General features: G+C 65.8%; 25 protein-coding genes. 24 read left to right on the forward strand and 1 reads right to left on the reverse strand.

Going from position 1 to position 24,783, the window contains the following annotated elements:
- Window positions 1-205: 205 nt before the first annotated feature.
- The 19 genes from JHD80_RS05895 (at window position 206) to JHD80_RS05985 (ending at window position 18,462) form a co-directional block, all read left to right on the forward strand.
- Window positions 206-1,777 (forward strand): DNA primase family protein, encoded by a 1,572-nt coding sequence (locus JHD80_RS05895; RefSeq protein WP_248311416.1) that lies wholly within the window; start codon window positions 206-208, stop codon window positions 1,775-1,777.
- A gap of 358 nt (window positions 1,778-2,135) precedes the next feature.
- The gene (locus JHD80_RS05900; protein ID WP_199085454.1) at window positions 2,136-2,948 is read left to right on the forward strand and encodes a hypothetical protein; all 813 of its coding nucleotides are present in this window, start codon (window positions 2,136-2,138) and stop codon (window positions 2,946-2,948) included.
- Window positions 2,949-3,021: 73 nt separating this feature from the next.
- A complete protein-coding gene (locus JHD80_RS05905; RefSeq protein WP_199085455.1) occupies window positions 3,022-3,372 on the forward strand; it encodes an HNH endonuclease in 351 nt (116 codons plus the stop codon).
- 164 nt (window positions 3,373-3,536) lie between these two features.
- Window positions 3,537-4,106: a P27 family phage terminase small subunit gene (locus JHD80_RS05910; RefSeq protein ID WP_199085456.1), complete on the forward strand. Its 570-nt coding sequence runs from the start codon at window positions 3,537-3,539 to the stop codon at window positions 4,104-4,106.
- A 3-nt stretch (window positions 4,107-4,109) separates the two neighbouring features.
- Complete coding sequence (locus JHD80_RS05915; protein WP_349237218.1) at window positions 4,110-5,921, forward strand: terminase large subunit; 1,812 nt, start codon at window positions 4,110-4,112, stop codon at window positions 5,919-5,921.
- A complete protein-coding gene (locus JHD80_RS05920) occupies window positions 5,918-7,303 on the forward strand; it encodes a phage portal protein (RefSeq protein ID WP_199085457.1) in 1,386 nt (461 codons plus the stop codon). Before JHD80_RS05915 ends, JHD80_RS05920 begins: the two co-directional genes overlap by 4 nt.
- Complete coding sequence (locus JHD80_RS05925) at window positions 7,300-8,214, forward strand: S49 family peptidase (protein WP_199085458.1); 915 nt, start codon at window positions 7,300-7,302, stop codon at window positions 8,212-8,214. Before JHD80_RS05920 ends, JHD80_RS05925 begins: the two co-directional genes overlap by 4 nt.
- 88 nt (window positions 8,215-8,302) lie before the next feature.
- Complete coding sequence (locus JHD80_RS05930; protein ID WP_199085459.1) at window positions 8,303-9,604, forward strand: phage major capsid protein; 1,302 nt, start codon at window positions 8,303-8,305, stop codon at window positions 9,602-9,604.
- A gap of 91 nt (window positions 9,605-9,695) precedes the next feature.
- A complete protein-coding gene (locus tag JHD80_RS05935; protein WP_199085460.1) occupies window positions 9,696-10,121 on the forward strand; it encodes a hypothetical protein in 426 nt (141 codons plus the stop codon).
- A 58-nt stretch (window positions 10,122-10,179) separates the two neighbouring features.
- Window positions 10,180-10,707 carry a hypothetical protein gene (locus JHD80_RS05940; RefSeq protein WP_199085461.1) on the forward strand — a complete coding sequence of 176 codons (528 nt, stop codon included), beginning with the start codon at window positions 10,180-10,182 and terminating at the stop codon, window positions 10,705-10,707.
- A gap of 48 nt (window positions 10,708-10,755) precedes the next feature.
- Window positions 10,756-11,328: a head-tail connector protein gene (locus JHD80_RS05945; protein ID WP_199085462.1), complete on the forward strand. Its 573-nt coding sequence runs from the start codon at window positions 10,756-10,758 to the stop codon at window positions 11,326-11,328.
- Window positions 11,325-11,657, forward strand: coding sequence for a hypothetical protein (locus JHD80_RS05950; protein ID WP_199085463.1), 333 nt, complete (start codon window positions 11,325-11,327; stop codon window positions 11,655-11,657). Before JHD80_RS05945 ends, JHD80_RS05950 begins: the two co-directional genes overlap by 4 nt.
- Window positions 11,657-12,262 carry a hypothetical protein gene (locus tag JHD80_RS05955; RefSeq protein WP_199085464.1) on the forward strand — a complete coding sequence of 202 codons (606 nt, stop codon included), beginning with the start codon at window positions 11,657-11,659 and terminating at the stop codon, window positions 12,260-12,262. The genes JHD80_RS05950 and JHD80_RS05955 overlap by 1 nt, the downstream gene beginning before the upstream one ends.
- Before the next feature lies 1 nt (window position 12,263).
- Window positions 12,264-12,710 (forward strand): phage tail terminator-like protein, encoded by a 447-nt coding sequence (locus tag JHD80_RS05960; protein WP_199085465.1) that lies wholly within the window; start codon window positions 12,264-12,266, stop codon window positions 12,708-12,710.
- Window positions 12,711-12,729: 19 nt separating this feature from the next.
- Window positions 12,730-13,920 (forward strand): phage tail tube protein, encoded by a 1,191-nt coding sequence (locus JHD80_RS05965; protein WP_199085466.1) that lies wholly within the window; start codon window positions 12,730-12,732, stop codon window positions 13,918-13,920.
- Between the two features lie 29 nt (window positions 13,921-13,949).
- Complete coding sequence (locus tag JHD80_RS05970) at window positions 13,950-14,198, forward strand: hypothetical protein (protein WP_199085467.1); 249 nt, start codon at window positions 13,950-13,952, stop codon at window positions 14,196-14,198.
- 117 nt (window positions 14,199-14,315) lie between these two features.
- The gene (locus JHD80_RS05975; RefSeq protein WP_199085468.1) at window positions 14,316-14,783 is read left to right on the forward strand and encodes a hypothetical protein; all 468 of its coding nucleotides are present in this window, start codon (window positions 14,316-14,318) and stop codon (window positions 14,781-14,783) included.
- Between the two features lie 77 nt (window positions 14,784-14,860).
- Entirely contained in the window at window positions 14,861-15,154 is a 294-nt protein-coding gene (locus JHD80_RS05980) for a phage tail assembly chaperone (RefSeq protein ID WP_199085469.1), read from the forward strand.
- 71 nt (window positions 15,155-15,225) lie between these two features.
- Window positions 15,226-18,462, forward strand: a complete 3,237-nt coding sequence (locus tag JHD80_RS05985) for a phage tail length tape measure family protein (protein ID WP_210339811.1) — start codon at window positions 15,226-15,228, stop codon at window positions 18,460-18,462.
- Window positions 18,463-18,467: 5 nt separating this feature from the next.
- On the opposite strand, the gene JHD80_RS05990 is transcribed toward JHD80_RS05985, so the two are convergent.
- Window positions 18,468-18,866: a hypothetical protein gene (locus JHD80_RS05990; RefSeq protein ID WP_199085471.1), complete on the reverse strand. Its 399-nt coding sequence runs from the start codon at window positions 18,864-18,866 to the stop codon at window positions 18,468-18,470.
- 71 nt (window positions 18,867-18,937) lie between these two features.
- On the opposite strand from JHD80_RS05990, the gene JHD80_RS05995 reads away from it, so the two are divergent.
- Genes JHD80_RS05995 through JHD80_RS06015 form a run of 5 tightly spaced genes read left to right on the forward strand, consistent with a single transcriptional unit; the run spans window position 18,938 to window position 24,729 of the window.
- A complete protein-coding gene (locus JHD80_RS05995) occupies window positions 18,938-19,294 on the forward strand; it encodes a hypothetical protein (RefSeq protein ID WP_199085472.1) in 357 nt (118 codons plus the stop codon).
- Window positions 19,294-19,797, forward strand: a complete 504-nt coding sequence (locus tag JHD80_RS06000) for a DUF1833 family protein (RefSeq protein ID WP_199085473.1) — start codon at window positions 19,294-19,296, stop codon at window positions 19,795-19,797. The genes JHD80_RS05995 and JHD80_RS06000 overlap by 1 nt, the downstream gene beginning before the upstream one ends.
- A 23-nt stretch (window positions 19,798-19,820) precedes the next feature.
- The gene (locus JHD80_RS06005) at window positions 19,821-20,204 is read left to right on the forward strand and encodes an NlpC/P60 family protein (protein ID WP_248311412.1); all 384 of its coding nucleotides are present in this window, start codon (window positions 19,821-19,823) and stop codon (window positions 20,202-20,204) included.
- On the forward strand, window positions 20,201-23,818 hold the full coding sequence (locus JHD80_RS06010) for a TipJ family phage tail tip protein (RefSeq protein ID WP_199085475.1): 3,618 nt from the start codon (window positions 20,201-20,203) through the stop codon (window positions 23,816-23,818). The genes JHD80_RS06005 and JHD80_RS06010 overlap by 4 nt, the downstream gene beginning before the upstream one ends.
- A complete protein-coding gene (locus JHD80_RS06015) occupies window positions 23,815-24,729 on the forward strand; it encodes a hypothetical protein (protein ID WP_199085476.1) in 915 nt (304 codons plus the stop codon). Before JHD80_RS06010 ends, JHD80_RS06015 begins: the two co-directional genes overlap by 4 nt.
- Window positions 24,730-24,783 lie beyond the last annotated feature (54 nt).

The following is a 24,783-nucleotide window of genomic DNA, read 5'->3' on the forward strand; positions in this document are numbered from 1 at the left end:
CGACGATACGCCTCCGGACGATCCGATCCTTGGCGCCGTCCATGCCGCCCAGCCGGTTCCCACCCCTCCTGCCGCAGAACCCGACGATGACGGGATCGATGATGGCGAGGGCGACCGGCCGGAGCTGACGCCATCCGAATGGAAGCTGATCCGCGAGGCCGTCCAGCATGGCTGCCACGATATCGGCAACTCGCGCCGGTTCCGGCTGCGCTGCGGCACGGCCGTGATCCATATCCAGAATGTCGGCTGGCACGTCTATGACGGGCAGCGCTGGATCGAGGATATCGACGGCGTCCATGTTTCCCCGCTGACGCATGCGACTGTCGAGGCGATCGCGCTCGAGGCGTATCTGATCGAGCCGACCGAGCAGGAGGCGGCCCGGATCGAGATCGGAGAGGCGGCCGAGGTCGAGAAGGATTCGATCGACTGGTCGAAGGCGTCGGACGAGCAGAAGAGCAAGCTGCCCGAGCTCAACCGCGCGATCGCCGCGGCCAGCCGCGCCCGGAAGGCCGTGGCCAACCGCAAGGCTCAGCGCCGGCGCTTCGCCAACTCGTCCTGCAATACCGGCAAGATCGACGGCATGCTGAAGCAGGCGGTCGGGTTCCTGTCGAAGGCCCTGGCCGATTTCGACACGGACCCGCTGGTGCTCAACCTCGAGAACGGCACGCTGCGGATATCCAAGGCCACGGTCGAGGACGAGGAATCGGACCCGGCCGAACCGCGCTTCCGCACGACGGTGACGATCAAGCTCGACAAGCATCGGCGCGAGGACTGGATCTGCAAGCTCGCGCCCGTCGCCTATGATCCGAAGGCGACGTGCCCGATCTTCGACGCCTTCCTCGAGCGCATCCTGCCGCACCCGCAGATCCGCGCCTATGTGCTGCGCTATTTCGGCTATGCCCTGACCGCGCTGACGACCGAGCAGGTCTTCGTGCTGCTGCATGGCGAGGGCTCGAACGGCAAGTCGACGCTCGTCGACGTGATCTCGCGATTGATGGGCGATTACGCGACGTCGCTGCCGATCGCGACGCTGACGGGCGAGGACCGGCGCAAGGGTGCCGAGGCCACGCCCGACCTGGTTCGGACGCCCGGCGCGCGCCTGGTGCGCTCGGCCGAGCCGAAGGAGGGCATGCCCTTCGACGAGAGCCTCATTAAGTCGCTGACCTCGGGCGAGCCCATCCTGGTGCGCCGGCTGAACCACGAGTTCAACGAGGTCTATCCCAAGTTCAAGCTGGCCATCTCCGCGAACCGCAAGCCGGTCATCAAGGGCAATGACGACGGCATCTGGCGCCGCGTCGTGCTGGTGCCGTTCGAGGTCCAGATCGCCGAAGAGCACAAGGACAAGAGCCTGCCCGAGAAGCTCTGGGCCGAACGCGCCGGCATCCTCAACCGGCTCCTGGAAGGGCTCGAGGACTTCCTGATGCTGGGTTCCCTCTCCCCTCCCGGCGAGATCAAGGCGGCGAGCCAGGAGTATCGCGACGAGAGCGACCAGATGGGCGCCTTCGTCCGCGACGCGCTGATCGTGACGCGCGAGCCATCCGACAGCGTGAAGGCCGGCGATCTGTTCCGCGCCTTCGAGCTCTGGTGCAAGCAGGCCGCGCGCACGCCGTTCAAGCCGACCACCTTCACGCGCCGGCTGCCGAAGACCGCGCATGATTTCGGGTTCGAGAAGGGGAAGTCCTCGGACTCGATCTACATCGGCGTCCAGATCAAGCCCGAATTCCAGCCGCCGGCCGAGACTGAGCGCTGGCCCTCTCGCACCCGCGACGACGATTGACGGGAGGCTAGGGAGGGTAGCGGGTCGCTCTCTCGCTAGCCTCCCGCAAAGGGGTGCGGGGAAACCGCGTATTTTCAAAGGGTTGCAGATGGCGCGGGAGCGTAGGGAGGCTAGGGAGGCTAGGCGTGCATGCCCGCACGCGCGTGTGTGCGGGGGTATTAGGGGGAGTGGCGCGGCGACGGTGGCAACGGGAAATCGTCTCTAGGCCTCATAGCCATCTACCTTCCCTATCCTCCCTACACTCCCAAACGAGTGAAGAAGCTTAAAGAATACAAAGAGATAGAGGGTTTGAGGTTTTGGGAGGCAAGCGATTTCCGGTTTTGCTTGCCTCCCTAGCCTCCCAAATTCAGGGTTTTGGATGAAAACGATCGGGATCGAGGCCTTCCTGTCCTGGGCCTATTGCGAGGAACTGCCGAAGGCGGAGGCCACGACCGTCGAGATCGGCTCGGCCGTCATGGGCAGCAGCTGGGATGCCGTCTCGCGGCAGGGCGAGCTGATGGCCGAAATGGTCAGCGATGGCCGCCTCAACAGCTATGGCGTGGTGCCGCTCTCGGCTTCCTATGGCGCGCCGCCGCACCCGGACGCCTTCGTGCTGCATGACCATGTGCATCAGCTCGCCGGGATGGACCTTGATTTGCCCGACGGTTGGTCGCCCCTGGACGGGCTCGCGCTGTCCGAGGAAGAACAGGCCGATGCGGTGGCCCGCGCCATGCCGCGCCTGTCCACGCTGCAGGGCGATCGGCTGCGGCTGCGCTTCAAGCCCGTCGAGCTGCTCCGGCGCTTCGCCATCCTGCGCTCGGCGCCGTCATGGGAGTTCGAGCGGCCCAAGGCCCGGTTCGTGATGCTGCATGGAAAGCCGGCCTGGTTCCGCAAGGTGCCGGTCGAAGGCGCCTTCGGCCAACTCTATGAGCAGGAGGTCGATGGCTATAACCCCAAGGCCAAGCGGCCCTATGTCGGCGCCTATCGCAAGACGGAGCTCGATCCCGATCCGGCCCTCGCCGTGATCGACCGTGCCGAGTACGAGGTCTGGCATGCGGCGCTCGGCCTGCTGGTCGAGTCGCTCCGGTCTTCCGGTGAACTGAGCGCCCATGAGGTGCGCCCGACGAACCGGCCGGCACGCCCTTGGATGCCGGCTCAAACAGTGCTTGCGTGCGGCAGTCGCTTGACATAACCCTTGCCACGGTAATTCAGGTATCCCGACGCCGCCCGGTCCCAACCGAGGCGGCGTTTGCTTTTGGAGCAGCGTGGCGGCCCGCATTCCCTATTTCCGCACCCGGTCTGAGCGTGCGGCTGCGGACCAGGCCAAGCGGGAATACGAGCAGCGGCGGACGGTCGAGAGCGAAACCCGCAGGCTCTATTGGACTGCGCGCTGGCGCGCCATCGCCAAGGATCAGCTCGCACGCGAGCCGCTCTGCGCCACCTGCTTGGTCGAGGACAGGGTTACGCCCGCCACGGTCTGCGACCACGTCGAGCCGCACCGAGGCGACGTGGTGGCCTTTTGGACCAATGCACGGCAATCGCTCTGCACCTCGTGCCATTCGAGCGCGAAGCAGGCGGAAGAGGCCGCCGATCGGGCCGGGCGGGGGGGTGGGTGAAAGTTTGGGCCCGATGGACCCTGCACCGGTCGGGGAAACGGGCGTTTTGCTGCGCGAAATTTTCGCTGCAGGTTTTTTTTTGGAGGATCGAGGTGGGTCGTAGAAAGGACGCACCCGCCTTGCAGGCAGCCAAGGGCTTTCCGGGCAAACGGCGGAAGCAGGTGATGAAGGCCGCGGCCGATCTCGCCGAGAAAGCGCAGCCGGCGGCTGACCAGGTCGCCACCGCTCGCGACCCGTTCGCAGCGCCGTCGATGTTCCGGAGCGCGCCGGCGTACTATGCCCGGGCCCTTGAGGTCTGGTCCGATACGATCCGCGGCCTTCGGATCATGGGCCGCCTCGATTCCCGCTACTCGCCCTCGATCGCGATCTACTGCGTCGCCGTTCAGGAGTGGGAAGCGGCCTGCAAGCATATCCGGCAGAACGGCTTCACGATGAAGGTGAAGCGTACGACCGGCGACACCTGGCTGCGGCCGAACCCGATGCTGGACGTTCGATCCGCGGCGGAATCGACGATCAGGGACAAGGCTCGAGAGTTCGGCCTGTCGCCGCTCTTCGATCAGGACCTGTTGCGCGTCCAGTCGTTCAATCGGTCGCAGCAGCAGGGCGATCTGTTCCAGGAGGAGCCGGGCGCGCCGTCGGAATCGGGTGCCGAGGCACCGCCGCGGCCAGCGATGGAAGACCCGATGGACCTGATGAACAGGGCCGACTCGGCGCCGCCCGGGAAACTGAACTAGGCCGTGGAAGCCGCCGCCTCGGCCGCCGCGATCGCCGTCGGCGCTCCGGAGGCCCTGCATCCTCTTCCCGATTGGCTTCTCGCCGTCGCGGACGATCCGGCCTATCGCTGGGCCATCTCGGGATGGCGAAGGGCTGCCTCGGTACCGGGGGCCTGGTTCGACGCAGCAAAGGCCGACAAGATTGTCGCCGCTTGGCCGACAATCTTCCGGCTGACGGAAGACCGCTTCCACGGCAAGCCGTTCAACCTGCTCAAGTGGCAGGCCATCACGGTCCGGCTGCTGGTCGGCTGGAAGAAGCCGGTCGAGATCCTGGACGAGACGACGGCCGAGCCGCGGCTTGCCTGGGTCCGCATCTTTCGGCGGCTCGATCTCTGGATTCCCCGCAAGAACGGGAAATCCGAGTTCCTGGCCGGCCTGGGCGTCCTGTTCTTCGTGCTCGAGAAGGTGCACGGGGCGCAGGCCTTCGTCTTCGGACGCGACGAGAATCAGGGTCGCGTCCCGTTCAAGAAGATGAAGAACATGATCGAGGTCTCGCGCGGCGTGATGGTCGGCGCGGACGGTTCGCGCCGGGTCATCAACCAGGCGAAGTCGATCTTCGTGCCCGAGACCGGCGGCCTCTGCGAGCTGCTCTCGGGCAAGCCGGACGGCAAGCATGGCCGCTCGCCGACCGTGATCCTCGGCGACGAGATCCACGAATGGATTTCGCGCGATCTCGCCGACACGCTGCGCGAAGGCACAGGCACCCGCCTGCAGCCGATCGAGCTTTACGCGTCGACCGCCGGCGTGAAGAGCGCCAAGGTCGGCTACGACTGGTTCGAGGAGAGCATGGAAATCCTCGACGGCGTGAAGGACGATCCTTACGCGCTGATCGTGTTCTTCGGCGCCGATCCGGAGGACGACTGGCAGCAGGAGGCGACCTGGCGCAAGGCCAATCCCTCGCTCGGCATGACGCCGACGCTGGATTACATGCGGATCGAGGCGGCGAAGGCGAGGGGCAAGCCGCATCTCGAGGCGAAGTTCAAGTGCTACCACCTCAACCAGTGGGTGGATCACATCTCGAGCTGGATCTCCGCGAAGGTCTGGCGCGCCTGCGCTCCCGATCGGGATGCCTGGCGAAAAGGTGCTGAGCGCTTCCGCGGCCGGCGCTGCGTCGGCGCGATCGACGTCTCGTCGGTACGGGACTTGAGCTCGCTGGTCTGGCTGTTCGAGCCGCTCGTCGAGGGCGGCGCCTATGAGCTGTTGCCGCTCTTCTGGATTCCCGAGGACACCCTCGCGGAGCGCCAGGAGCAGGACCGGCGTGTCAATTGGAAATCGTGGGTCGAGCAGAGCGCGCTTCGGACGATTCCGGGCGCTGTCATCGACCTACGCTATATCGCCGACGCCGTGCTCGAGGGCATGGCGATGTTCGATGTCACGCGCCTGGCCTTCGACGCCTGGGGCGTCAACCAGCTGCAGATCATGCTGCAGGAGGATGGCGTCCCGGTCGAGATCGATGGCGAGCCGTTCCTGGTGAACCTGCGACAGGGACACCGGACGCTCGGCGAGCCAACCAAGGAATTCGAGCGGCGCGTCTATCAGAAGCTGCTCGACCATGGCGGCCACCCGGTCCTGGACTGGATGGTGCGCCATTGCGGCATCCGCTTCGACGCGAACCTGAATTATGTCCCGGACAAGGACGGGTCGAAGGACAAGATCGACGGCGTGATCGCCTCCGTCATGGCGACATACCTCACGATGGAAGAGCCTGGCGAGGGCCCGTCCGTCTACGAGGATCGCGGAATCGTTGAAATCGAGGTCGAGGACTATGCGCCATGACTGAAGCCGGCCTGTCCCGCTGGCAGCATCTGCGCGCGGCGATCGGCCTGGGCTCGGGGCTGTCGGCCGCATCCGATCGCTACGGCCCGGCCGATGAAGTCAGCCGGGGGGACGGCTGGTTCGTCCGCATGCTCGGCGCGAAGACGAAGGCCGGCGTCACCGTTTCGGAGCTGACGGCGCTTCATCTGCCGGTGGTCTACGCCTGCGTCAATCGTATCGCGAACCCGATCGCGCATGTGCCCGTCGGCATATTCCGGAAGGGGGAGGATGGGGAGGCGATCCCGGTCGACGATCATCCGCTCTCGCATCGCATCCGGTTGCGGCCCAACGACTTGATGTCGTCGCGCACGCTGCGGAAGACCCTGCAAGGCCACGCGCTGCTCTGGGGTAACGGCTATGCCGAGATCGAGCGCAATGGCCGCGGCCAGGCAGTCAATATCTGGCCGCTGATGCCGAACATGACGACGCCGCGGCGATCCGGCGGCTCGCTGGTCTACGACACGACGATCAACGGCCGCCGCTACGAGCTGCCGCACGACAACGTCATCCACCTGATGGACCTTTCGCAGGACGGGTATCGTGGCCATTCGCAGATCGCGCTGGCGCGGCAGGCTGTCGGCATGGGTTTGGCCATGGAGGAATTCGGCGCGAAATTCTTCGCAAACGACGCCAAATCAGGCGGCTTCCTGATGCATCCGGGCCGGCTGTCGTCAAATGCCCAAGGCAATCTGGCGGCCCGGAAGGGCAGTGTGCCGAACGTGCCCGCCGGCGGCTCGGATCGCCGGAGCGATGCCGGCGCGACGCTGGAAAAGCAGGGCGGACTGGAGAACGCGCACAGGGTCAAGGTCCTCGAGGAGGGGATGAAATACGTCTCGACGACGATCCCGCCGGAGGATGCCCAGTTCCTCGGCTCGCGCGAGTTCCAGATCGCCGAACTTGCGCGCATCTACGACGTGCCGCTCGTCCTGCTGCAGAGCCATGAGAAGTCCACCAGCTGGGGGACTGGCGTCGAGCAGCTGATGATCGGCTTCGTTCAGCAGACAATCCATCCCTGGATCGATTGCTGGGAGCAGGAGCTCAACTGGAAGCTCTTCACCGAGGAAGAGCTCGGCCAGGGCTACTACGTCAAGTTCAACCTGAACGCCCTGCTGCGCGGCGACATGGCCGCGCGCGCTGCCTTTTACAAGGCGATTTTCGAGCTCGGCGCGATCAACCCGAACGGCATCGCCAAGCTCGAGGACATGCCCGGCATCGGACCGGCTGGCGACACCTATTTCGTCTCGAACAACGTCCAGTCGATCGAGCGCGCGATCAACCCGCCCGATCCGCCGCCGGCTGCGCCGCCGCCGCTGGATGTCCCGCCAAAGGAGGCCGCGCAATGAGATACGCTCATATTCTGATGGCGGTCTGGGAAGAGCGCTGGGCTTTGCAGGAAGCCAAGCTCCAGGCGATCCTCGATTTCCTGGCGCGGCAAGCCGCCGGCGAGAAATTCTCCGTCGACGAGGTCGCGGCGCGCATTCCGGTCAAGGCCGAACGCGAGGTTGCCCGCAAGGTCGGCCGCGTCGCGCTGATCCCGGTCCGCGGCGTCATCGCCAACCGCATGAGCCTGATGGGTGATATCTCCGGCGGCGTCTCGAACGAGGCGCTGGCCTCGTCGTTCCAGGCCGCGATGCGCGATCCGGATGTGAAGGCGGTCGTCTTCGACGTCGATTCGCCCGGCGGGATGGTCAGCGGCACGGACGAGCTGTCGAGCATGATCCACGCCGCCCGCGGCATCAAACCGATCGTCGCGCACGTCAACGCCACAGCGGCGAGCGCGGCCTACTGGTCGATTTCTTCGGCTGACGAGATCGTGGTGACGCCGTCGGGCTCCGTCGGCTCGATCGGTATCCTCGGCGTCCACGACGATGTCAGTGCCGCTATGGAGAAGGCGGGCGTGAAGAAGACGCTGATCTCGGCCGGCAAATTCAAGACGGCGGCCAGCCCTTATGGGCCGCTCGATGATGATGCCCGGGCTCGCATCCAAGCCAAGGTGGACGCGTCCTACGATCGCTTCGTCGCGGCAGTCGGCCGCAACCGCAACGTCAGCGCCAAGCGCGTCCGCGATGGCTTCGGCCAGGGCGACATGGTCGATGCCGAGGCGGCCGTCGCCGAGGGCATGGCCGATCGCATTGGCACGCTCGAGGAAACCCTGCAGCGCTTCGGCGCCTCGCTCTATGGCGTCGAGAAGCCGCCGGCGCCGTCCGGGCGCTCGGCCCTGCAGCAGCGCAAGCGCGCGCTCGCCACTTCGTAATACCCGCCGACCGGCGGTCACGGCTCTGTTCGCGTGCCGGCGCGGGCGGGGCCTTTTTGTGTCCGGTATTCAGCACCAGGAGCTAACCATGCTGAAGGCACTGCGCGGCAAGCGCAACCAGCTGGTCGCGGACATGCGCGCGATCATCGAGACGGCGGAGAATGAGGATCGCGATCTCACCGCCGCGGAGCAGGAGAAATTCGACGCTTTCGAGGCGGAGAAGAAGGCGCTCGACGCGCGGATCGACCGGCTCGCTGGTCTCGAGGAGACCGAAACCGCGCTCGAGGCCGTCATTCCGGCCGCCGCCCGCGGCAATGTCGTGCAGCCGCCGGCGCGCCGGCCGAACGAAGCGAAGAAGGAATTCGAGAGCTTCGGCGAGTTCATGGCCTCCGTCCGGTTCAACCGCGACGACCAGCGCCTGACCTTCGTCCAGGGGGTCGGCGCCGAGCATGACGACAACGGCATGCTGCGCGCCGAGATGCGCATGGACAACGACACGCAGGGCGGCTTCATGGTGCCCCGCCAGTTCCGCGACCAGATCATGCGCGTCGCGCCGCAGGATGCGCTGGTGCGCCCGCGCGCCCAGGTCATCCCGGCCGGCAGCCCGCCCGATGCGTCCGTCACCCTGCCGGCGCTCGATCAATCCGGCGCCAATCCGTCGAACATGTTCGGCGGCGTCGAGGTCAAATGGATCGGCGAGGGTGACGATAAGCCGGAGACTGATGCCAAGCTCAGCGAGATCACGCTGACGCCGCACGAGGTCGCGGGCTTCGTCACCGTCACCGACAAGCTGCTGCGCAACTGGCAGGCTTCCGACACCTTCATCCGCAACCTGCTTTCCGGCGCGGTCGACGCCGCCGAGGACTGGGCTTTCCTGCGCGGCACCGGCGTCAATCAGCCGCTGGGCGCGATCAACTCCGGCGCGATGAAGTTCATCAACCGGGCAAATGCCAACACCGTCACCTATGCCGACCTGCTCAACATGGTGTCAGTGTTGCTGATGCGTGGTGGCACGCCGGTCTGGTCGATCCCGCAAGGCGCTCTGCCCAAACTGGCGACGATGACCGATCCCGAGGGCCACTACATCTGGAAGCCCGGGGCGGTCGACGGCTTCGCCGGCACGCTCCTCGGCTATCCGGTGCGCTGGAACAACCGGGCCCCGCTGCTCGGCATCAAGGGCGACATCATCCTCGTCGACTGGACCTACTACCTGATCAAGGACGGCGCCGGCCCCTTCGTCGCGGCCTCGGAGCACGTCAAGTTCACCTCGAACAAGACGGTCATCAAGATCTTCTGGAACGTCGACGGCGCGCCCTGGATGAAGGCGCCGATCAAGGAAGAGAACGGCTACGAGGTCTCGCCCTTCGTCGGCCTCGATATCCCGGCCTGATCGGCCGGCGCCCGCGCTTTCGCCGCGCCTGGCGCCGGGCCCGCCCGGCGTCCCTGCCTTTCCCGCAATCTCGATCGAGGAGGAAGAGCCGATGCGCTCTCTCGCCAACAACGTCCACCTGAAGCGGGCGATCAGCCCGGCCGCGGCGATCGCCGACAATACGCCGATCGTTTCGCAGATCATCGACCGGCTCGGCTACGAGCAGCTGATGTTCGCCATCCTGCTCGGCCAGCTGGTCGACGCGGACGCCACCTTCGCCGTGCTCGTCCAGCATGGCGACCAGGCCAACCTGTCGGATGCCGCCGACGTGCCGGACGCGCAGCTCACCGGCACCGAGGCGCTGGCGGGCTTCAAGTTCGACGATGACGATAAGGTCCGCAAGATCGGCTATGTCGGGCCGAAGCGCTACGTCCGCCTGACGATCACGCCGGCCAACAACACCGGCAATGCCTTCGTCTCGGCCGTCGCCATCCTCGCCAGCGCCCGCTACGCGCCGACGCCCAATCCGCCGGTCTGAGCCCCGTCCGCAGCATCAGCGCGCCGGCTGCGCCGGCGCCTCTCACGAGGATTCTTCCATGACGAAACATGTGGTGATTTCCCCCTGCCGGGCCACGGTCGGGGGCGCTGCGCTGGCGCGTGGCGAATATTTCCCGGGCGACGACCAGGCGCAGATCGAGCGTCTGACGAAGGCCAACTGCCTGCTGCCCGAAGGCACCTGGGAGGCCAAGAAGGCCCGGGCGGAGTACGAAGCCGCCCAGGCCGGCGCGCGGGCGGTCGTGAAGGCTGAAGAGCGCCAGCGAGCCGAAGCCGCCCGGGTCGAAGCCGAGCGGGCCCGCGTCATCTCGGACGAGATCGCCGCGGCCGAGAAGCGGCGGGACGAGGCCCTTGCCACGGCCGAGGAGCTCGAGGCGAAGCACACCGCGCGGCTGGCCGAGATGCAAGCGGATTTGCAGGCTATCGCCGGCGAGATTGCAGCGGCCGCGGCGCGAGAGGGCGAAGCCAATGCCAAGGCTGCCGATGCTGAGGCGAAGCTGCAGGACCTCGAGCAGCAGATCGCCGCGGCCGAGGCCGAGCTCGCGAAGAGGCCGGCGAAGAAGGCCTGATCGATGCCCAGGACTATCGTCGTCGAGCGGCCGGAGCCGGTCCTGACTTTGGAGGAGGCCAAACGCCACCTCATCATCTCCGGAGCCGGCCGCGACGACGATATCAAGGGACTGATCGCGGCGGTGACGGCGCAGATTGACGGGCCGGACGGCTGGCTCGGGCTTTCGCTCGGCCAGCAGGTCCTGGAATGGCAAGGGAACGCTTTTCCAGACGGCTGGCCCATTGAGCTGCTGTGCGGTCCGGTCTCGGAGGTGCAGAGCATCAACTATCTCGATGCCTCCGGAGTTTCAGCTTCGGTCAGCCTCGCCGATGTCGAGCTGCATGAGACGTCGCTCTATCCTCGTGAAGGTTTCCATTGGCCGCGATCGGCCTGTCGACCAGGCGCGGTCCGCATTCGGTACAAAGCGGGCCACGCGGCCGAGGACCTGCCTCCCCAAGTGGTCCCAGCGCTGAAGCTGATGCTGGGTGATCTCTGGAGCGCTGCCCGGGCTGGTACCGGAATCCGGAAGGAGGTCGTCGAAGGCATCGGGTCGACCGAATGGGAAGCTTCGACCGCTTTCAATGATCGCTCGAACCGGGCGGTGACGGCGCTGCTTCTGCCGCTTCGAGTGTATCCGTGACACCGGAGGAGGCTATTGCCGCCCTCGATCGGCAGCTCGCGCAGCACGGCCGGACGATGCGCCTCGTGCGCGCCGGCGGCGGTCTCGCCGATGGCGTCGGCCGAGGCTTCGCCCGCGACTTCAAGCCGGAGGAACTGGTCGGCTCGATCCAGCAGGGCGATCGGCTCGCGATCCTGTCACCGACCTGGCTTGGCCCGATCGGCTGGCTCGCCGTCAAGGCGGGCGACCGCGTCAATTTCGGCCAGCGCTGGTACCGCGTGCAGGCGCCGGACCTGATCGAGCTCAACGATACCGTCGTGCGCGTCGAGCTGCACCTGCGGGGCATGTGATGGCGCGCATTCGCTCCGTAAGCGTCGAGTTTGGCGCCGAGATCGTGCGCGCGGTCGCGGCCACCTCCGCAGACCTTGCGGCCTTTGCCCGGCGCGAGCACGCCAGGGTCATGCGGGACGAGCCGCGCCCGTCGAGCTTCCGTCGCTTCGTCGACGGCAAGGAAGGCGCGCCGGAAGATGCGGTGAAGCCCTTCGGCGTCATCGAATACCACTATCAGCGCTTGGCCGAGGTCGTGCAGTTCGCGATGGAATCGCTCTTTGCGTTCTCGCCTGTGCTCTCCGGCGAATACCGCCTCTCGCACACGCTCTTCGTCGACGGCGCGCCGGTCCGGGATCTCCGGACCTGGCAGCCGTCCGATGGTGAGGTCGTGATCCTCAACCCCCTGCCCTATGCGCGGAAGATCGAGATGGGAAAGCAGAAGATGCGCTTGCCCGGCTCGGACAAGGTCTACCAGCAGGCCGAGCAGGTCGTGCGGCGCCGCTTCGGCAATGTCGCTTCCATCAAGTTCACCTATCGCCCTGTCGCGGGAGCTTCGGTGAAGGTCTCGAAGCGCGCCGCGGCCTCCGACATGCGCCGGCCGGCGCTGGTCATCCGAGCTTACTGACATGGCGAATTTTGCCGGTGCTGTCGCCGCGATCCGGTCGCGGGTTGCGGCCATGCGCCCCGTTGAACTGCCGATCGGCTGGCCGAACGAGGCCCGGCCCGACGTCATCGGCGTCGGCGGCAACCCGGCGCCCTGGGCTTATGCCGAGGTGTCCTCGACCGGCGCCGAAATTCGAGGTGTCGGTGTTCCCGGCGATCATGTCGTGGTCGAGGAGGGCATCATCATGATGACCGTCTTCGTGCCGGACGGCGAAGGCACGGCGACGGCCTACAGCCTCGCCGGGCAGCTCGGCGAGATCTTCCGCGTCCAGCAGTTCTACGACGCCGAGCCCGGCGTCTGCATCCGCACCTGGACCCCGCGCATCTCGGGCGGGGATTCCAGCAGCGACGACGGCATGTGGTTCGCCGTCACCGTCTCGATCCCGTTCCAATTCTGGCGCCGCGCCTGAACCTCAGAGGAGATTTCCCATGGCCTATCAGTCCGGCCGCAATATCCTTGTGGCCTATAAGCCGGAGACGAACTTCGGGGTGCTTCCCGATGGCGCTTCCGGTTCCAAGGTGTTCCGCCCCAACAGCGGCGGCATCAACCTGACGAAGGAGCCGATCCGCTCCAACGAGGTCCGGCGGGACGGCCAGATCACACGCGGGCGTCATGGCTCGCGCTCGGTCGCCGGCCAATATGTCGCGGACCTCTCCCTCGGGAGCTATGACGACTTTATCGAAGCGGCTTTTCGCGGCACCTTCGATGCCCCGCTTGCGTTGGCCGGGCTCAGTGTCGCTGCCGACTCGGCCGGCAAGACCTTCACGCGCAGCACTGGTTCGTGGATCACGGATGGCGTCCGGATCGGCGATGTCGGACGTTTCGGCGGTTTCACCGCGGGCGGCGTCGACAATAACGGCCGCAACGTTCGTGTCGTCGGCCTCACAGCCACGGTGATGACTGTCGCCGATGCTGTCACCACCGTCGCGCAGCAGACCAACATCACCTTCGCGCGGCCGAAGAAGCTGATCATGGGCACGACGCCGCGCTCCTTCGCGATCGAGGAGCGCGAGATCGATATCGACGGCTCCGAGGTCTTCCTCGGCAACCGGGTCGGCTCGATGCAGCTGCAGATGAGCCCGAACGGCATGGCGCAGCTCACCTTCGGCATCGTCGGGCGCGACATGCAGGCGATGACGGGAGCGCAGTCGCCCTATTTCACCGCGCCGGTCGCGACGACGTCGATCGGCATGACCGCGGTCGAGGCGCTGATCCGCCTGGGCTCCGAGGACATCCTCGAAGTGACCTCCCTCAACCTCAACATCAACCTGAACGCCGCCGGCGTGCCGGTCGTCGGCTCGGTGGTGACGCCGGACGTCTTCACCAATCAGGCGACGGTCGAGGGCTCGATCACGGCCCTGAAGAAAGACATCAGCCGCGTGCAGCAGTTCCTGAACGAGGATCAGCTCTCGCTGCATCTGCTCTTCACCGAGAACGAGGGCGAGCCGAAGGACTTCTGCTCCTTCTTCGTCGGCAACCTGACGCTCGCCAGCATGGCGAAATCGGAGCTCGGCGCCGATGGCGGCCGGACGCAGCAGATCAACCTGCTGATCGGCAAGGATGAGCGCGGCGGCGCCTATTCCGACTCGACGGTCGTCTACCAGACCTCCGCGGCCTGATCGCTGCACAACCCGAAGGAGAGCTTTGCATGACCAACCACGAAGAGAACGTGCGGGGCGCTGCAACGCGCCTGCACGAGGCCGTCGTCGCTGCGCGGCAGAACGGCCTCGCGGTCACTTGGCCGTCGCGTGTCGACGACCTTCCGGCCATCGCCATCAGCGAGACCGGCCGCCCGAAGATCGATGTCACGGTCTCGGCGGACGTCGATCCGTCGACCGCCGCCCGCGCCTCCGCGGCGGCGCAGAAGGCTGCCGAAAAGGTCGTCGACAAGGCCTGATCGCCCCCTTGGCGCCTATCCCGCCCGACAGCGGCCAAGCTCGCCCCGGCGAGTGTCGCGCGACAGGCGGGCGGTGTGTCGGCGCCGCCCCGCCATCCTCCGACAAGGATCACGACCATGACCACCAAGGAACCCGGCGCCGCGGCGCCCGTCGCCCTTTCGGCTTTCATCCCAGCCGATACGGCCGTGCTCGATATCCTCGCTCCCGGTTCGGCGACGCCGATCGGCTGGCGCATCACTTTCGCCGGCCCTGGCCACCCGAAGACGATCGCCTTCAACGAGGCGAAGAACCGCGAGACGCTGCATCGCAATCGCCAGATCGAAATGGCCCAGATCAACGGGCGGAAATACAAGCCCGAGGAACGCTCCGTCGACGAAGCGCGACGCGAGAACGTGCAATGGGTCGCGGCGCGTATCGTCGACTGGACACCTGTCACGCTGAAGCCCGGCGAGGCGCCGATCGCCTATAGCGAAAAGGCCGCGATCGACATCTTCGTCGATCCCGATCTCGGCTGGGTCTACGCGCAGTGCCTCGATTTTCTGGTCTCTGAGCAGAGTTTTACGCGGACCTCCGCCAAGGCCTGACGGCCTTCGCGGAGGCGACCTTCCGCCTCGATGTTCGCGACAAGGAAGGCGTTTCCGAGCGCGAGCATCTTGAGGGATTGCTCGCGCGGGCGCGCACGGCAGAGCGGCGGCGCCAGATCGAGGACGATCTCGCGGTTCCGGAGCTGCCGCCGGAGGGGCTCTATCTGTGGTCGGCATTCCGGCGCCTGTCGGGCCGTCGCGGCTCCTCCGGTTTCGGGCCCCTCGCCATCAGCTGGCCGGAGATCGACGCCTTTCAGCGTCTGACCCGCGCCGGCCTCGCTCCGTGGGAGATCGAGATCCTTGAGATGCTTGATCACCTGTTCCTGAAGACCATGGCCAACCCCAACCCCGAAAGCGACCCCTCGGCATGAGCCAGGTTGTTTCCCTCCTGACGATCGACGCACGCGGAGCCGAAGCCGGCTCTGCGGTCTATGTGCGCTCGATGCAGGCGGCGCAGGCTGCCGTCGACCGGATTCGGGATGCCGAAGACCGTGCGACCGCGGCGCGCGAGCGCAGCCTCGGGATCATGACGACGCAGCAGGACGGGATGTCGAAGACGGCGCGTGCATGGGAGAAGCTGCGCGCCTCGACCGATCCCGTCATCGCTCAACAGAAAGAGATCGAGCGCGCTACCCTGGCTGCCGATGCCGCGTTCCGTCGCGGGTTGGCGACGCAGGAGGAAGCGGCGCGCGTCGTCGACCTGGTCAAGGCGCGCTATCAGACCGCAGCGAACGCGAACGACAATTTCGCGACCTCCGCCGCGAACGTGAACAAGCAGACCGGCCTTGCCCGGCACGAGCTCATCAATCTCGGCCGGCAGGTTCAGGACATTGGCACGCAGCTCGCCATGGGCCAGGCGCCCATGCAGGTCTTCGCGGCTCAGGCCGCGCAAGTCGCCGATATCTTCATGTCGACGGAAGGCTCGATCGGCGGCTTCCTGCGCCAGGTTGGCGGCGGCGCGCTGCGCTTCGCCTTGTCGGGTGCTGGCGTGGCGACGGCCGGGGCGGCGATCGGCGCCGGTGCGGCCTATGCCGCCTATTCCTATGCCGAATCCCAGAAGGAAGTGCAGAAGGCCCTCCTCGGAGTGGGCGCGGCCTCTGGCGCCACGGTTGCGGGCATCAACCGTGTAGCCGATGCGGAGGCCGCTGCCGCGAAGGTCAGCGTCGCCAGTGCGCGCGAGATGCTCTCAGCCTATGCTGCGACCGGCAAGGTTGATCCGACGCGCCTGCCCGGGCTGACGGACTTCTCCCGCCAATACGCGGCCTTTCAGGGGATCGGCAACGCTGATGCGGCGAAGGAGCTGGCCGCTGCCTTTTCTGACCCCGCGCGCGGCGCCGAAACGCTCGCAGGCAAGCTCGGTGGGCTGTCGGAATCCTCCCGTCGCTGGATCGCGGACCAGCAGGCGGCGGGCAACATGCTCGGCGCGCAGACGGCGCTGTTGCGCACCTTCGCGCCACAGGTCGAGGGTGCGACTGAGCGCACCAATCTTTTCGCCCGCGCTTTTGATGCGGTGACGCGGAGCGCCTCGAATGCCGCGGGGGCGGTCGGGCGTGCCTTGAACGGCCCGACCGACGCGGAGCGGCTCGCCTCCCTGCAGCAGCAGCGCGACCGCCTGCAGGCTTCGACCGGCCTCGGCGTCAACAATCAGCTGCGACTGCTGGAGCAGCAGATCCGGCCCCTCGAGGCGATCGTCGAGCTTGAGCGTCAACGCAGCGAGATCATTTTGCGTCGCGCGAAGGCGGATAGCGCCTCGCTGGCGGCCGGGCTGATCGTCGAAGGCCTCGACCCGTACCTGAAGACGATGCGCGAGATCGTGGCACAGCGGGCGAAGCTCGACGAGGCAATCAAGCTCAATCCGGGCGTGCAGGATCTCGACGAATGGCGCCAGTGGTCGAAGCTGCTCGAAGACGCCAGCAAGACGATGCTGACGACGGGCGAGCGCCAGCGCCAGACCAATGATCTGACCGTGCGCGCGATCGGCGCTCGCACGCTCGCGGAGCGGACTGCGGTCGAGATCGCCCGCATCAACCTCGATGTCGCCGGCGACGCCGTGAAGATGAAGGAGCGCGAGCTGCTCATCGTCGGCAAGATCAACGAGATGCAGGCGCAGGCCAATCGAGAGGCCCGCGACGCCCTTCGCTCGTCTCAGGATCAGGTCGCCCTTGCCGGACTGCGGCCCTACCAGCGCGAGCGCCTTGAGGCTCAGTTCCGCTATCGCGACAATCTGGAGCGGTTCGGCGGCTCGGTCTCCATTCCGACTGCCGGCACGATGGCAAACGGCTTGCGCGCGCAGCGCGAGACGGTCGACGCCAGTCAGAGGAGCTTCACGAAGGAAGAGTTCCTCGCGGCTGTGCGCCTCTACGAGAGCAACAACCAGAACGTCTATCAGCGCGCGGTCGGGCCGAACGGCGGCTATAATCCTTCGACCGGCACGATAACCGGCCCGTCGACCGCACAGGGCTATTACCAGATCACGAATTCGACCTGGCGCGATATCGCGGCGGCCGCCGGGATCGATCTCAAGCAGTATCCGAACGCGATGTCCGCGCCGCGCGAGGTGCAGGACCGGGCAGCCTCGGCGCTCTATGATCAGCGCGGCGCATCGCCGTGGGCGCCTTACAACGCCAACCTCCGAAGCTGGATGGGCGGATTTGGCGGCCAGGGGGCCGGCAATTCCTCCGCCGCATCGATCCTCGCGAACGATAATCAGATCGCGACGACCAAGGCCTATAACGAGATCATCCTCACGGCGAATGACAGCCTCGCGGCCCAGCAAAAGCAGCTGGAGGCGACCCGCGACACGCTGTTCATGTCGACCGAGGAGATCGCGCGGGCGCAGAAGTTTCAGGAGCTCTACAATCAGGCTGTTCAGCAAGGCGGCACTGCTCTGGCGTCCGAATTGCTGCCTTCGATCCAGAGGACAGCGGCCGGCTATGGCGATCTCGCCCGCCAGCAGGAGCTGCTGAAGAATAGTCAGGACGCGCTGAGGTCAATCGGCGATATCGGCAAGGATGCCCTCAAGGGGTTCATCTCTGATCTGCGCGCCGGCAAATCGGCCGGTGAGGCTTTCCAGAGCACGCTGAATCGGATCGCCGACAAGCTGATCGACATGGCGATCAATGATCTCTTCGGAAAAGCGTTCGGCGGCACCGGCGGCGGCTTCGGCACTGGCATCTTTGGCCTGCTCGGGAGGGCTCTCGGCATCGGCGGCGGAGGCGTGACTTCGACCATCTCATCAGGAACTGGCGGCCTTTACGCTGATGGCGGCTATACAGGCCATGGTGGCAAGTATGATCCGGCCGGCATCGTGCACCGGGGGGAATACGTCTTCGATGCCGCCGCGACCAGTCGGATCGGCGTGCATGCGCTGGAGAGCATCCGCCGCGGCCTGCCGGGCTATGCGGGCGGAGGCTACGTGCCGCCCCAGTCCTACCTGCCCCCGAGTGCCAACAGCAACGCGCCCGCGCAGCGCCCGGCGCCGATCGTCAACAATGTGCAGGTGGTGGCGCCGCCTGGGTCTCAGGTCCGGCAGGAAGAGCGCAAGAACGAAAGCGGCGGCAAGGATCTCCTCGTGATGATCGACGAGGCCGTCGCGGATCGGTTGGCCACGCCAGGCACCAGTTCTAACCGCGCGGCCCGCACCACGTTCGGCATGCAGCCGGCTCTCACGAGGCGGTGACTATGTCAGCGGATGCGCTTTGCCTCGGCGTTTGCCCGGGCTCCAGCCGAAGCCCGAAATCTTTTGGCGGTCTCTTCGGCTTGCGATTTGGGGACATAGACATAACCCTTTTGGGCCATGCATCCCTGAATTACTTGTTCCAGTGCTTCGCCGCGTTGGGCCTCGATGCGATTCGCTTCGATCGCGCCGGCGACGCCTTGATAGTAAATCGGCGCCATGCCTACGGCTGTCTTCTGCGTCTCGCCGAGGCAAACCGTCTTGTCGATTTCGAACTGCTGCGCGAGCGCCGGCACTTCCGAGCCCTTCTGGCCATCGGTTCTAACCCAGACACGTTCCTCGCGTGGAGGCGTGCTCACGCATCCGGCCAGTACGATTCCAACAAAACATGCAGCGCAGATTTTCATGATGATGCCCAGGCTCCTCGGAATTCAATCTGCCTAGACGGGCCTCTTTTGGCTAGTGGAGCGTTCGTCTGATGTACGCAGTCTGGCCTGCTTCCCTGCCGGCGCGCTTCAATGCCGGCAGCTACAAGCGTACGCCCGGCGATGGCCGGCTGCGCTCGCGAAACGATACCGGCCCGGCGAAGGTGCGGCGTCGTTCGGCAGCGGTGCCGTCGAAGCTTTCCGGCGCGATCACCATGAGGACCGGCCAGGCGCTCGTGTTCCGCGACTTCGTCGAGCTGACGCTGATGAATGGCGTCCTGCCGTTCTATTTCCCCGACCCCCAGACCGAGACTCCCATCCTCGTGCGCTTCGGCGACAATCTGCCTGACGAGGGCGACTACGGTTTCGACACCTGGACGATCATGCTCAGCCTGGAGGTCATGCCGTAATGGCACGCACCGTCTCGCTCAAATTCTTGCGGGCCATCAACGCTCAGGAAACCGACGAGCTGCCGGTCGTGCTGTTGACGATCACGCATCCCGATCTGGAAGACGGCCCGGCCCGGCTGTGCAGCAGCGGCTATCGCATCCAGCAGGAGCCGCTGGTCTACGGGATGATGAGCCGTGGCCTGCGCTATGTCGCCCTGCCGTTCACGACCGTGCTGCCCGACGACAAGGAAGATGCCGCGCCCGTCGCCAAGCTCTCGATCGACAATGTCGATCGAGAGCTCGTGGCCTTGCTGCGGTCGACGACGACGCCGGCGGAAGTCGCGATGGAGATCGTCCTCGCGTCGTCGCCGGATGACGTCGAAATCGAGTTCCCGCCCTTCGACCTCGTCAATGCCGAGTATGACGACGTGGCGGTCACGATCAGCCTGGCGATCGACGCGCTCGCGACCGAGCCGTATCCGTCCGGCACCTTCGACCCCGCGAGCTTCCCGGGCCTATTCTGATGGACCTCTCGGAATTCGTCGGATTGCCGTGGGCCGATAAGGGCCGCGGCCCGCAGGGCTATGACTGCTGGGGCTTGCTGGCGCTGGTCTATCGCCAGCGCCTTACGATCGAGCTGCCGGGCTTCAGCGAGGCCTACGTCACCGCGGCAGACAGGGTCGCCATAGCGGAACTGATCGACGGCCGGCTCGGGCCATCGCCCTGGCGGGAAGTCGCGCAGAGCGAGGCCTGCACGCTCGACGGCGTGCTGATGTTGGAAGGCGGCGTGCCTTGTCATATCGGCTTGGTCGCCGCGCCGGGTTTCGTCCTACACATGGTTCCGGAGCGCGAGTCGGTGATCGAGCCCTTCACGACCGGCAAGCTCCGGCGGCGCATTGCTGGCTTCTTCCGGCACGAGGCCTGCGCGTGAGTCACATCATCACCGGCCCGCTGCATGGCGAAGTGCTTGGCGATGCCGATAGCGTTCGTGTCGTCGCGGCACTGCATCCGCTGCGTTCTACCCGCGTCGAGGTGCGGATGCCCGCCGGGCTCTCGATCGCGGAGATGATCGCGGCCCTGCCGGTTCAGCGACTGCCGCACCGCCTGCACGTCACCATCGACGGCGATTTGATCCCGCCGGAGTTGCACGGCCGGGTGCGGCCCAAGGCCGGCCATACCGTGACGCTGGTCGCCGTACCGCAAGGCGGCAAAGGCGGCCTTGGTCAGATCCTGATGATCGCCGTTGCGGTTCTGGCTCTTGTCGTGACCGCAGGCTGGGCCGCGCCAATCCTGGGGTCGGCCTTTGCTGCCGGCACGCTGGGCGCGTCCCTGTTGGGAGCCGCGATTTCGGTCGGCGGCGCGCTTCTTGTGCAGGCACTCTTTCCGCCGCCGAAGCCGAAGAAAGAGGTCGAGCCGGAGCAGCGTTACTCGATCGGTGGCGGGCGCAATGGAGCGAGCCCCTATGGCACCGTGCCGGCGACGCTTGGCTTCCACCGCATGCAGCCGCTCTATGCGGCGAAGCCGTACACTGAGATCATCGGCGACGATCAGTATCTGCGCATGCTGTTCGTCTGGGGCTATGGCCCGGTCGATATTTCCGATCTCAAGATCGGCTCGACGCCGCTGAGCCAATATAACGGCGTCGAGATCGAGACCCGCCTCGGCTATCCCGGCGATGCCGGCATCACGCTGATGCCGCAGGAGGCTTTCGAGGAAGCCCTCAACGTCGAGCTCGAATACGGCAAACCGGTTACGCGGACGAGCGCGGCCGATGTCGACGAGCTCAGCTGGGACGTAACCTTTCCGGGCGGCCTCTACGCCACCTACAACAAGAATGGCGCGCAGCTGCCGATGGCGGTGAGCTATCGCTTCTCTTTTCGGCCTGTCGGGTCGGGAAGCTGGATCGTCGCGCTCGATACGCAGGCCTATGAGAACCGCAAGGATGCTTTCCGCCGCGGATTTCGATTGCCGGTCGCACGCGGCCAGTACGAGATGATGGCCGAACGAACCTCGGCGAAAGGGCTGAACGTCAATTCCAGCGCCGTCGAAACGCTGTTGATCACAGCGATGCGTTCGAGCCGGAACGAGTACCCGCTCCGCTTCAGCAAGCCGATCGCCGTCACGGCCATCCGGATTCTCGCGTCGTCGCAGCTTAACGGCGCCATCGATACCTTGAACGGCCTGGTGCGTAGCTATGTGACGAGTTGGAATGGCGCGGCTTGGGTTGGCAACACCTTGTCAAACAATCCGGCCGATCTCTTTCGGCATGTGCTGCAAAGCGCGCCGAATGCGCGGCCTGTATCCGATAGCCGGATCGACCTGGCCGCGCTGCAGAGCTGGGCGACATACTGCCGGGCCAAGGGCTTCGCCTATAACAAGGTGATCGAGCAGGCGGCCTCGGTGACCTCGCTGCTCGACGAAATCTGCGCGGCAGGACGCGCCGTTCGGGTGTTCACGGACGGAAAATGGTCCGTGATCTGGGATCGCGACGACCTGCCGATCGTCCAGCATTTCTCGCCGCGCAACTCGCGGGATTTCTCGGGCAGTCGTCAGTACCGGCGGATGCCGCACGGCTTTCGGGTCAAGTTCCTGAACGAGACCAAGAACTTCGAGCAGGACGAGCGCGTCGTCTATGACGATGGTTACACCAAGGCTAATGCGACGCTGTTCGAAGCAATCGAGTTTCCGGGCATCACCAATCCAGACCTGATCTGGAAACACGGTCGATTTCACATCGCGCAGGTTCGCCTGCGGCCGGAACTCTACAAGCTCACCGTCGATTTCGAGAATCTGGTCTGCACGCGGGGCGATCGTGTGCGCGTCACCCATGACATCCCGCTCTGGGGACAGATCAGCGCCCGGGTCACAGCCGTTCATGGCTTCGAGGTGACGCTCGACGAATGGGTCGCGATGGAAGGCGACAAGAACTATGTCGCCCGCTTTCGTCTGGCGGATGGCAGCAGTGTCCTGCACAACGTCGCCCATATTCCCGGTGAGCATCAGACCATCCTGCTCTCGGCGGACGCGGTTTTGCCCGCCGTCGGCGATCTTATGGTCGGGTTCGGCGAGATCGGCCGCGAAAGCGTGGTGCTTCGTATCCTACGGATCGAGCCCGGCGCGGACATGACGGCTACGGTGACGATGGTCGACGACGCCCCGGAAATCGGGCAGGCCGACACCGGCACCATCCCGATCTTCGACAGCCAGATCAGCGCGCCCGTCGATGTGCAGGCGTTGGCCCCATCAGACCTCGTCGTATCCGAGGAGCTGTTCACGACCGGCGCCGATATCCGCGCTCAGGCGCGCGTCAGCTGGCGGGTCCAGCGCACCGGCTTCGCGACCAGCTACGAGGTCCAGATCCGCGACGACAGCGTCGCTCATTCCGATTGGCGACCGCTGCGCACCGTGCCGGTGCCGCAGGCTGCGACGGACACCGGTGAGCTAGCGCCGGGCACCTACAGCTTCCGTGTCCGCGCGCTGTTCGTCAGCCTGCCGCCCTCGGCATGGCAGCAGCGCTTGAACGTGGTGTTTCAGGGACTGAATGCTCCGCCGCCGGACGTGACGGGTTTCCGGATCTCATCGCTGGCGGACCTTGCGACATTGATCTGGGATCAGGTCACGCAGCTTAATCTCAGTCATTTCGAGATCCGCTTTTCGCCTCTCCTCGATGGCGTGACCTGGGGCTCGGCCGGGACGATCGTGCCGCGCGCCAGCGGTACGCAGGTGCAGATACCCAACCGGGTCGGCACCTATCTGATCAAGGCCGTGACCCGGCAGGATCAGTTCTCGGCGACGCCGGCGATCATCACTTCGACGATCGCGCAGCTGGCATCGGTGAACGAGGTCGAGGTTATCACCGAATCGCCCGGCTTCGCCGGCGCGAAATCCGGCGTCGAAGCGTCGGGCAGCTTCCTGCAACTCGCCGCGCCCGGCGGCGCCATGGTCGAAAGCGGCACCTATACCTTCGCCGGCAGCGTCGATCTCGGCGCCGTCTACACTTCGCGGCTGACGCCGACGGTCGATGCCTTCGGTGCATCGCTCGACGACGTCATGGCGTCCTGGGCGACGCTCGTCGAGGTCGAGGCGCTGGCGAGCGCGGACCCGTCACAATGGGCCGTCCGCGTCGAGTACCGGATGACCAACGACAACCCCGCGCTCGGGAACTGGTCGGCTTGGGAAACCTTGGTCATCACCGATCTGACGGCCCGCGCCTTCGAGTTCCGGGCCGTGCTGACCGGAACGATCACTCACGCAATCACGCCGGTCGTACGCGGGCTCTCCGTCGATGTCGACATGCCGGACAGGGTCGAGGCCGGCAACGATCTGCTGGTGACGACGAGCGGGCTCAGGATCGACTTCACGCCGCCGTTCAAGAGCCTGCGGGGCGTCGCGCTGGCGGTGCAGGACCGGGCGTCGGGGGACCGGGAAGAGATCACCGACAAAGACGAGACCGGATTCACCCTGCGCTTCTTCAATGCGGCGGGCGGTGCGGTGGCGCGCACGGTCGACTTCGTCGCGAAAGGCTATGGAAGGGTCGAGGAATGAGTCAATTCGATTTCGGGACGATCGTCCCGGAGCTGACATCCGGCACGCAGCTCGCCGACCGCCTGAACCAGTTTCGCACTGCGCAGAACACGAACCATTCCGGCCCCGGTCGGCCGGTCTATGTGCAGGCCGGCATGATCTGGCTCGATACCTCGTCGGAGCCCTGGCGGCTGAAGCTTTATGACGGTGCCGACGATATCGTCTTCATGCAGTTCGATCCGGCCGGGAATGCGCCGATCATGGGATTGGGGGGCGAGATCGATGCGGCTTCGGCCCCGTCAATCAACCTCGCGCAGGTCAGGTCCAACTCGGTCCGCATCACCGGCACGGCCGATATCGGCAGCTTCGGCACCGCTACGGCGGGGACGCTTCGCTTCCTGCAATTCACTGGCGCGCTCACTCTTGTCCAGAGCGCCGATATCGATCTGCCCGGAGGCGCCAACCTACCGACGGCGACCGGAGATCGCGCGGTCGCCGTCGCGCTCGGCGGCAGCGCCTGGCGCGTCATTTCCTATACGCGAGCGAACGGATCGACGCCGGTCAACCGCGATGCGAGCGTCGCAGAATATCGCGGCAAGGCCGCGAAGCTGGTCAAGGCGGATGCCGCTTTCGCCGCTGCGGCCTATGTTCCGCTGGTCGCGAACTACGCGATTGCGCCCGATCTCGCTCTCGGCTTCAATTTCAAGGTTCAGTTGACGGGGGCTCACGTTCTCGCCTTCCCGGCAAACTTCTCGGTCGGTCAGACCGGGCGAATCCGTGTCTTTCAGCCGGGCGGCTGCTCTCTCGCCTATGCCGGCGGCTATTACTTCTCGAACGGCGTCGCCCCTTCGCTTTCGGCTTATGCCGGTTGGTGGTTCATCGACTATTTCTGCGACGAGGGCTTCGTACACCTCATGGCGTCGCATCTGTGATGATCGCGAAACCAGCAGTCATCCGGCGGCGCGAGGTTTTCCTGCCGCCGTCGC

The organism is Allobosea sp. ASV33 (genome assembly GCF_016428755.1).
Lineage (GTDB): Bacteria > Pseudomonadota > Alphaproteobacteria > Rhizobiales > Beijerinckiaceae > Allobosea.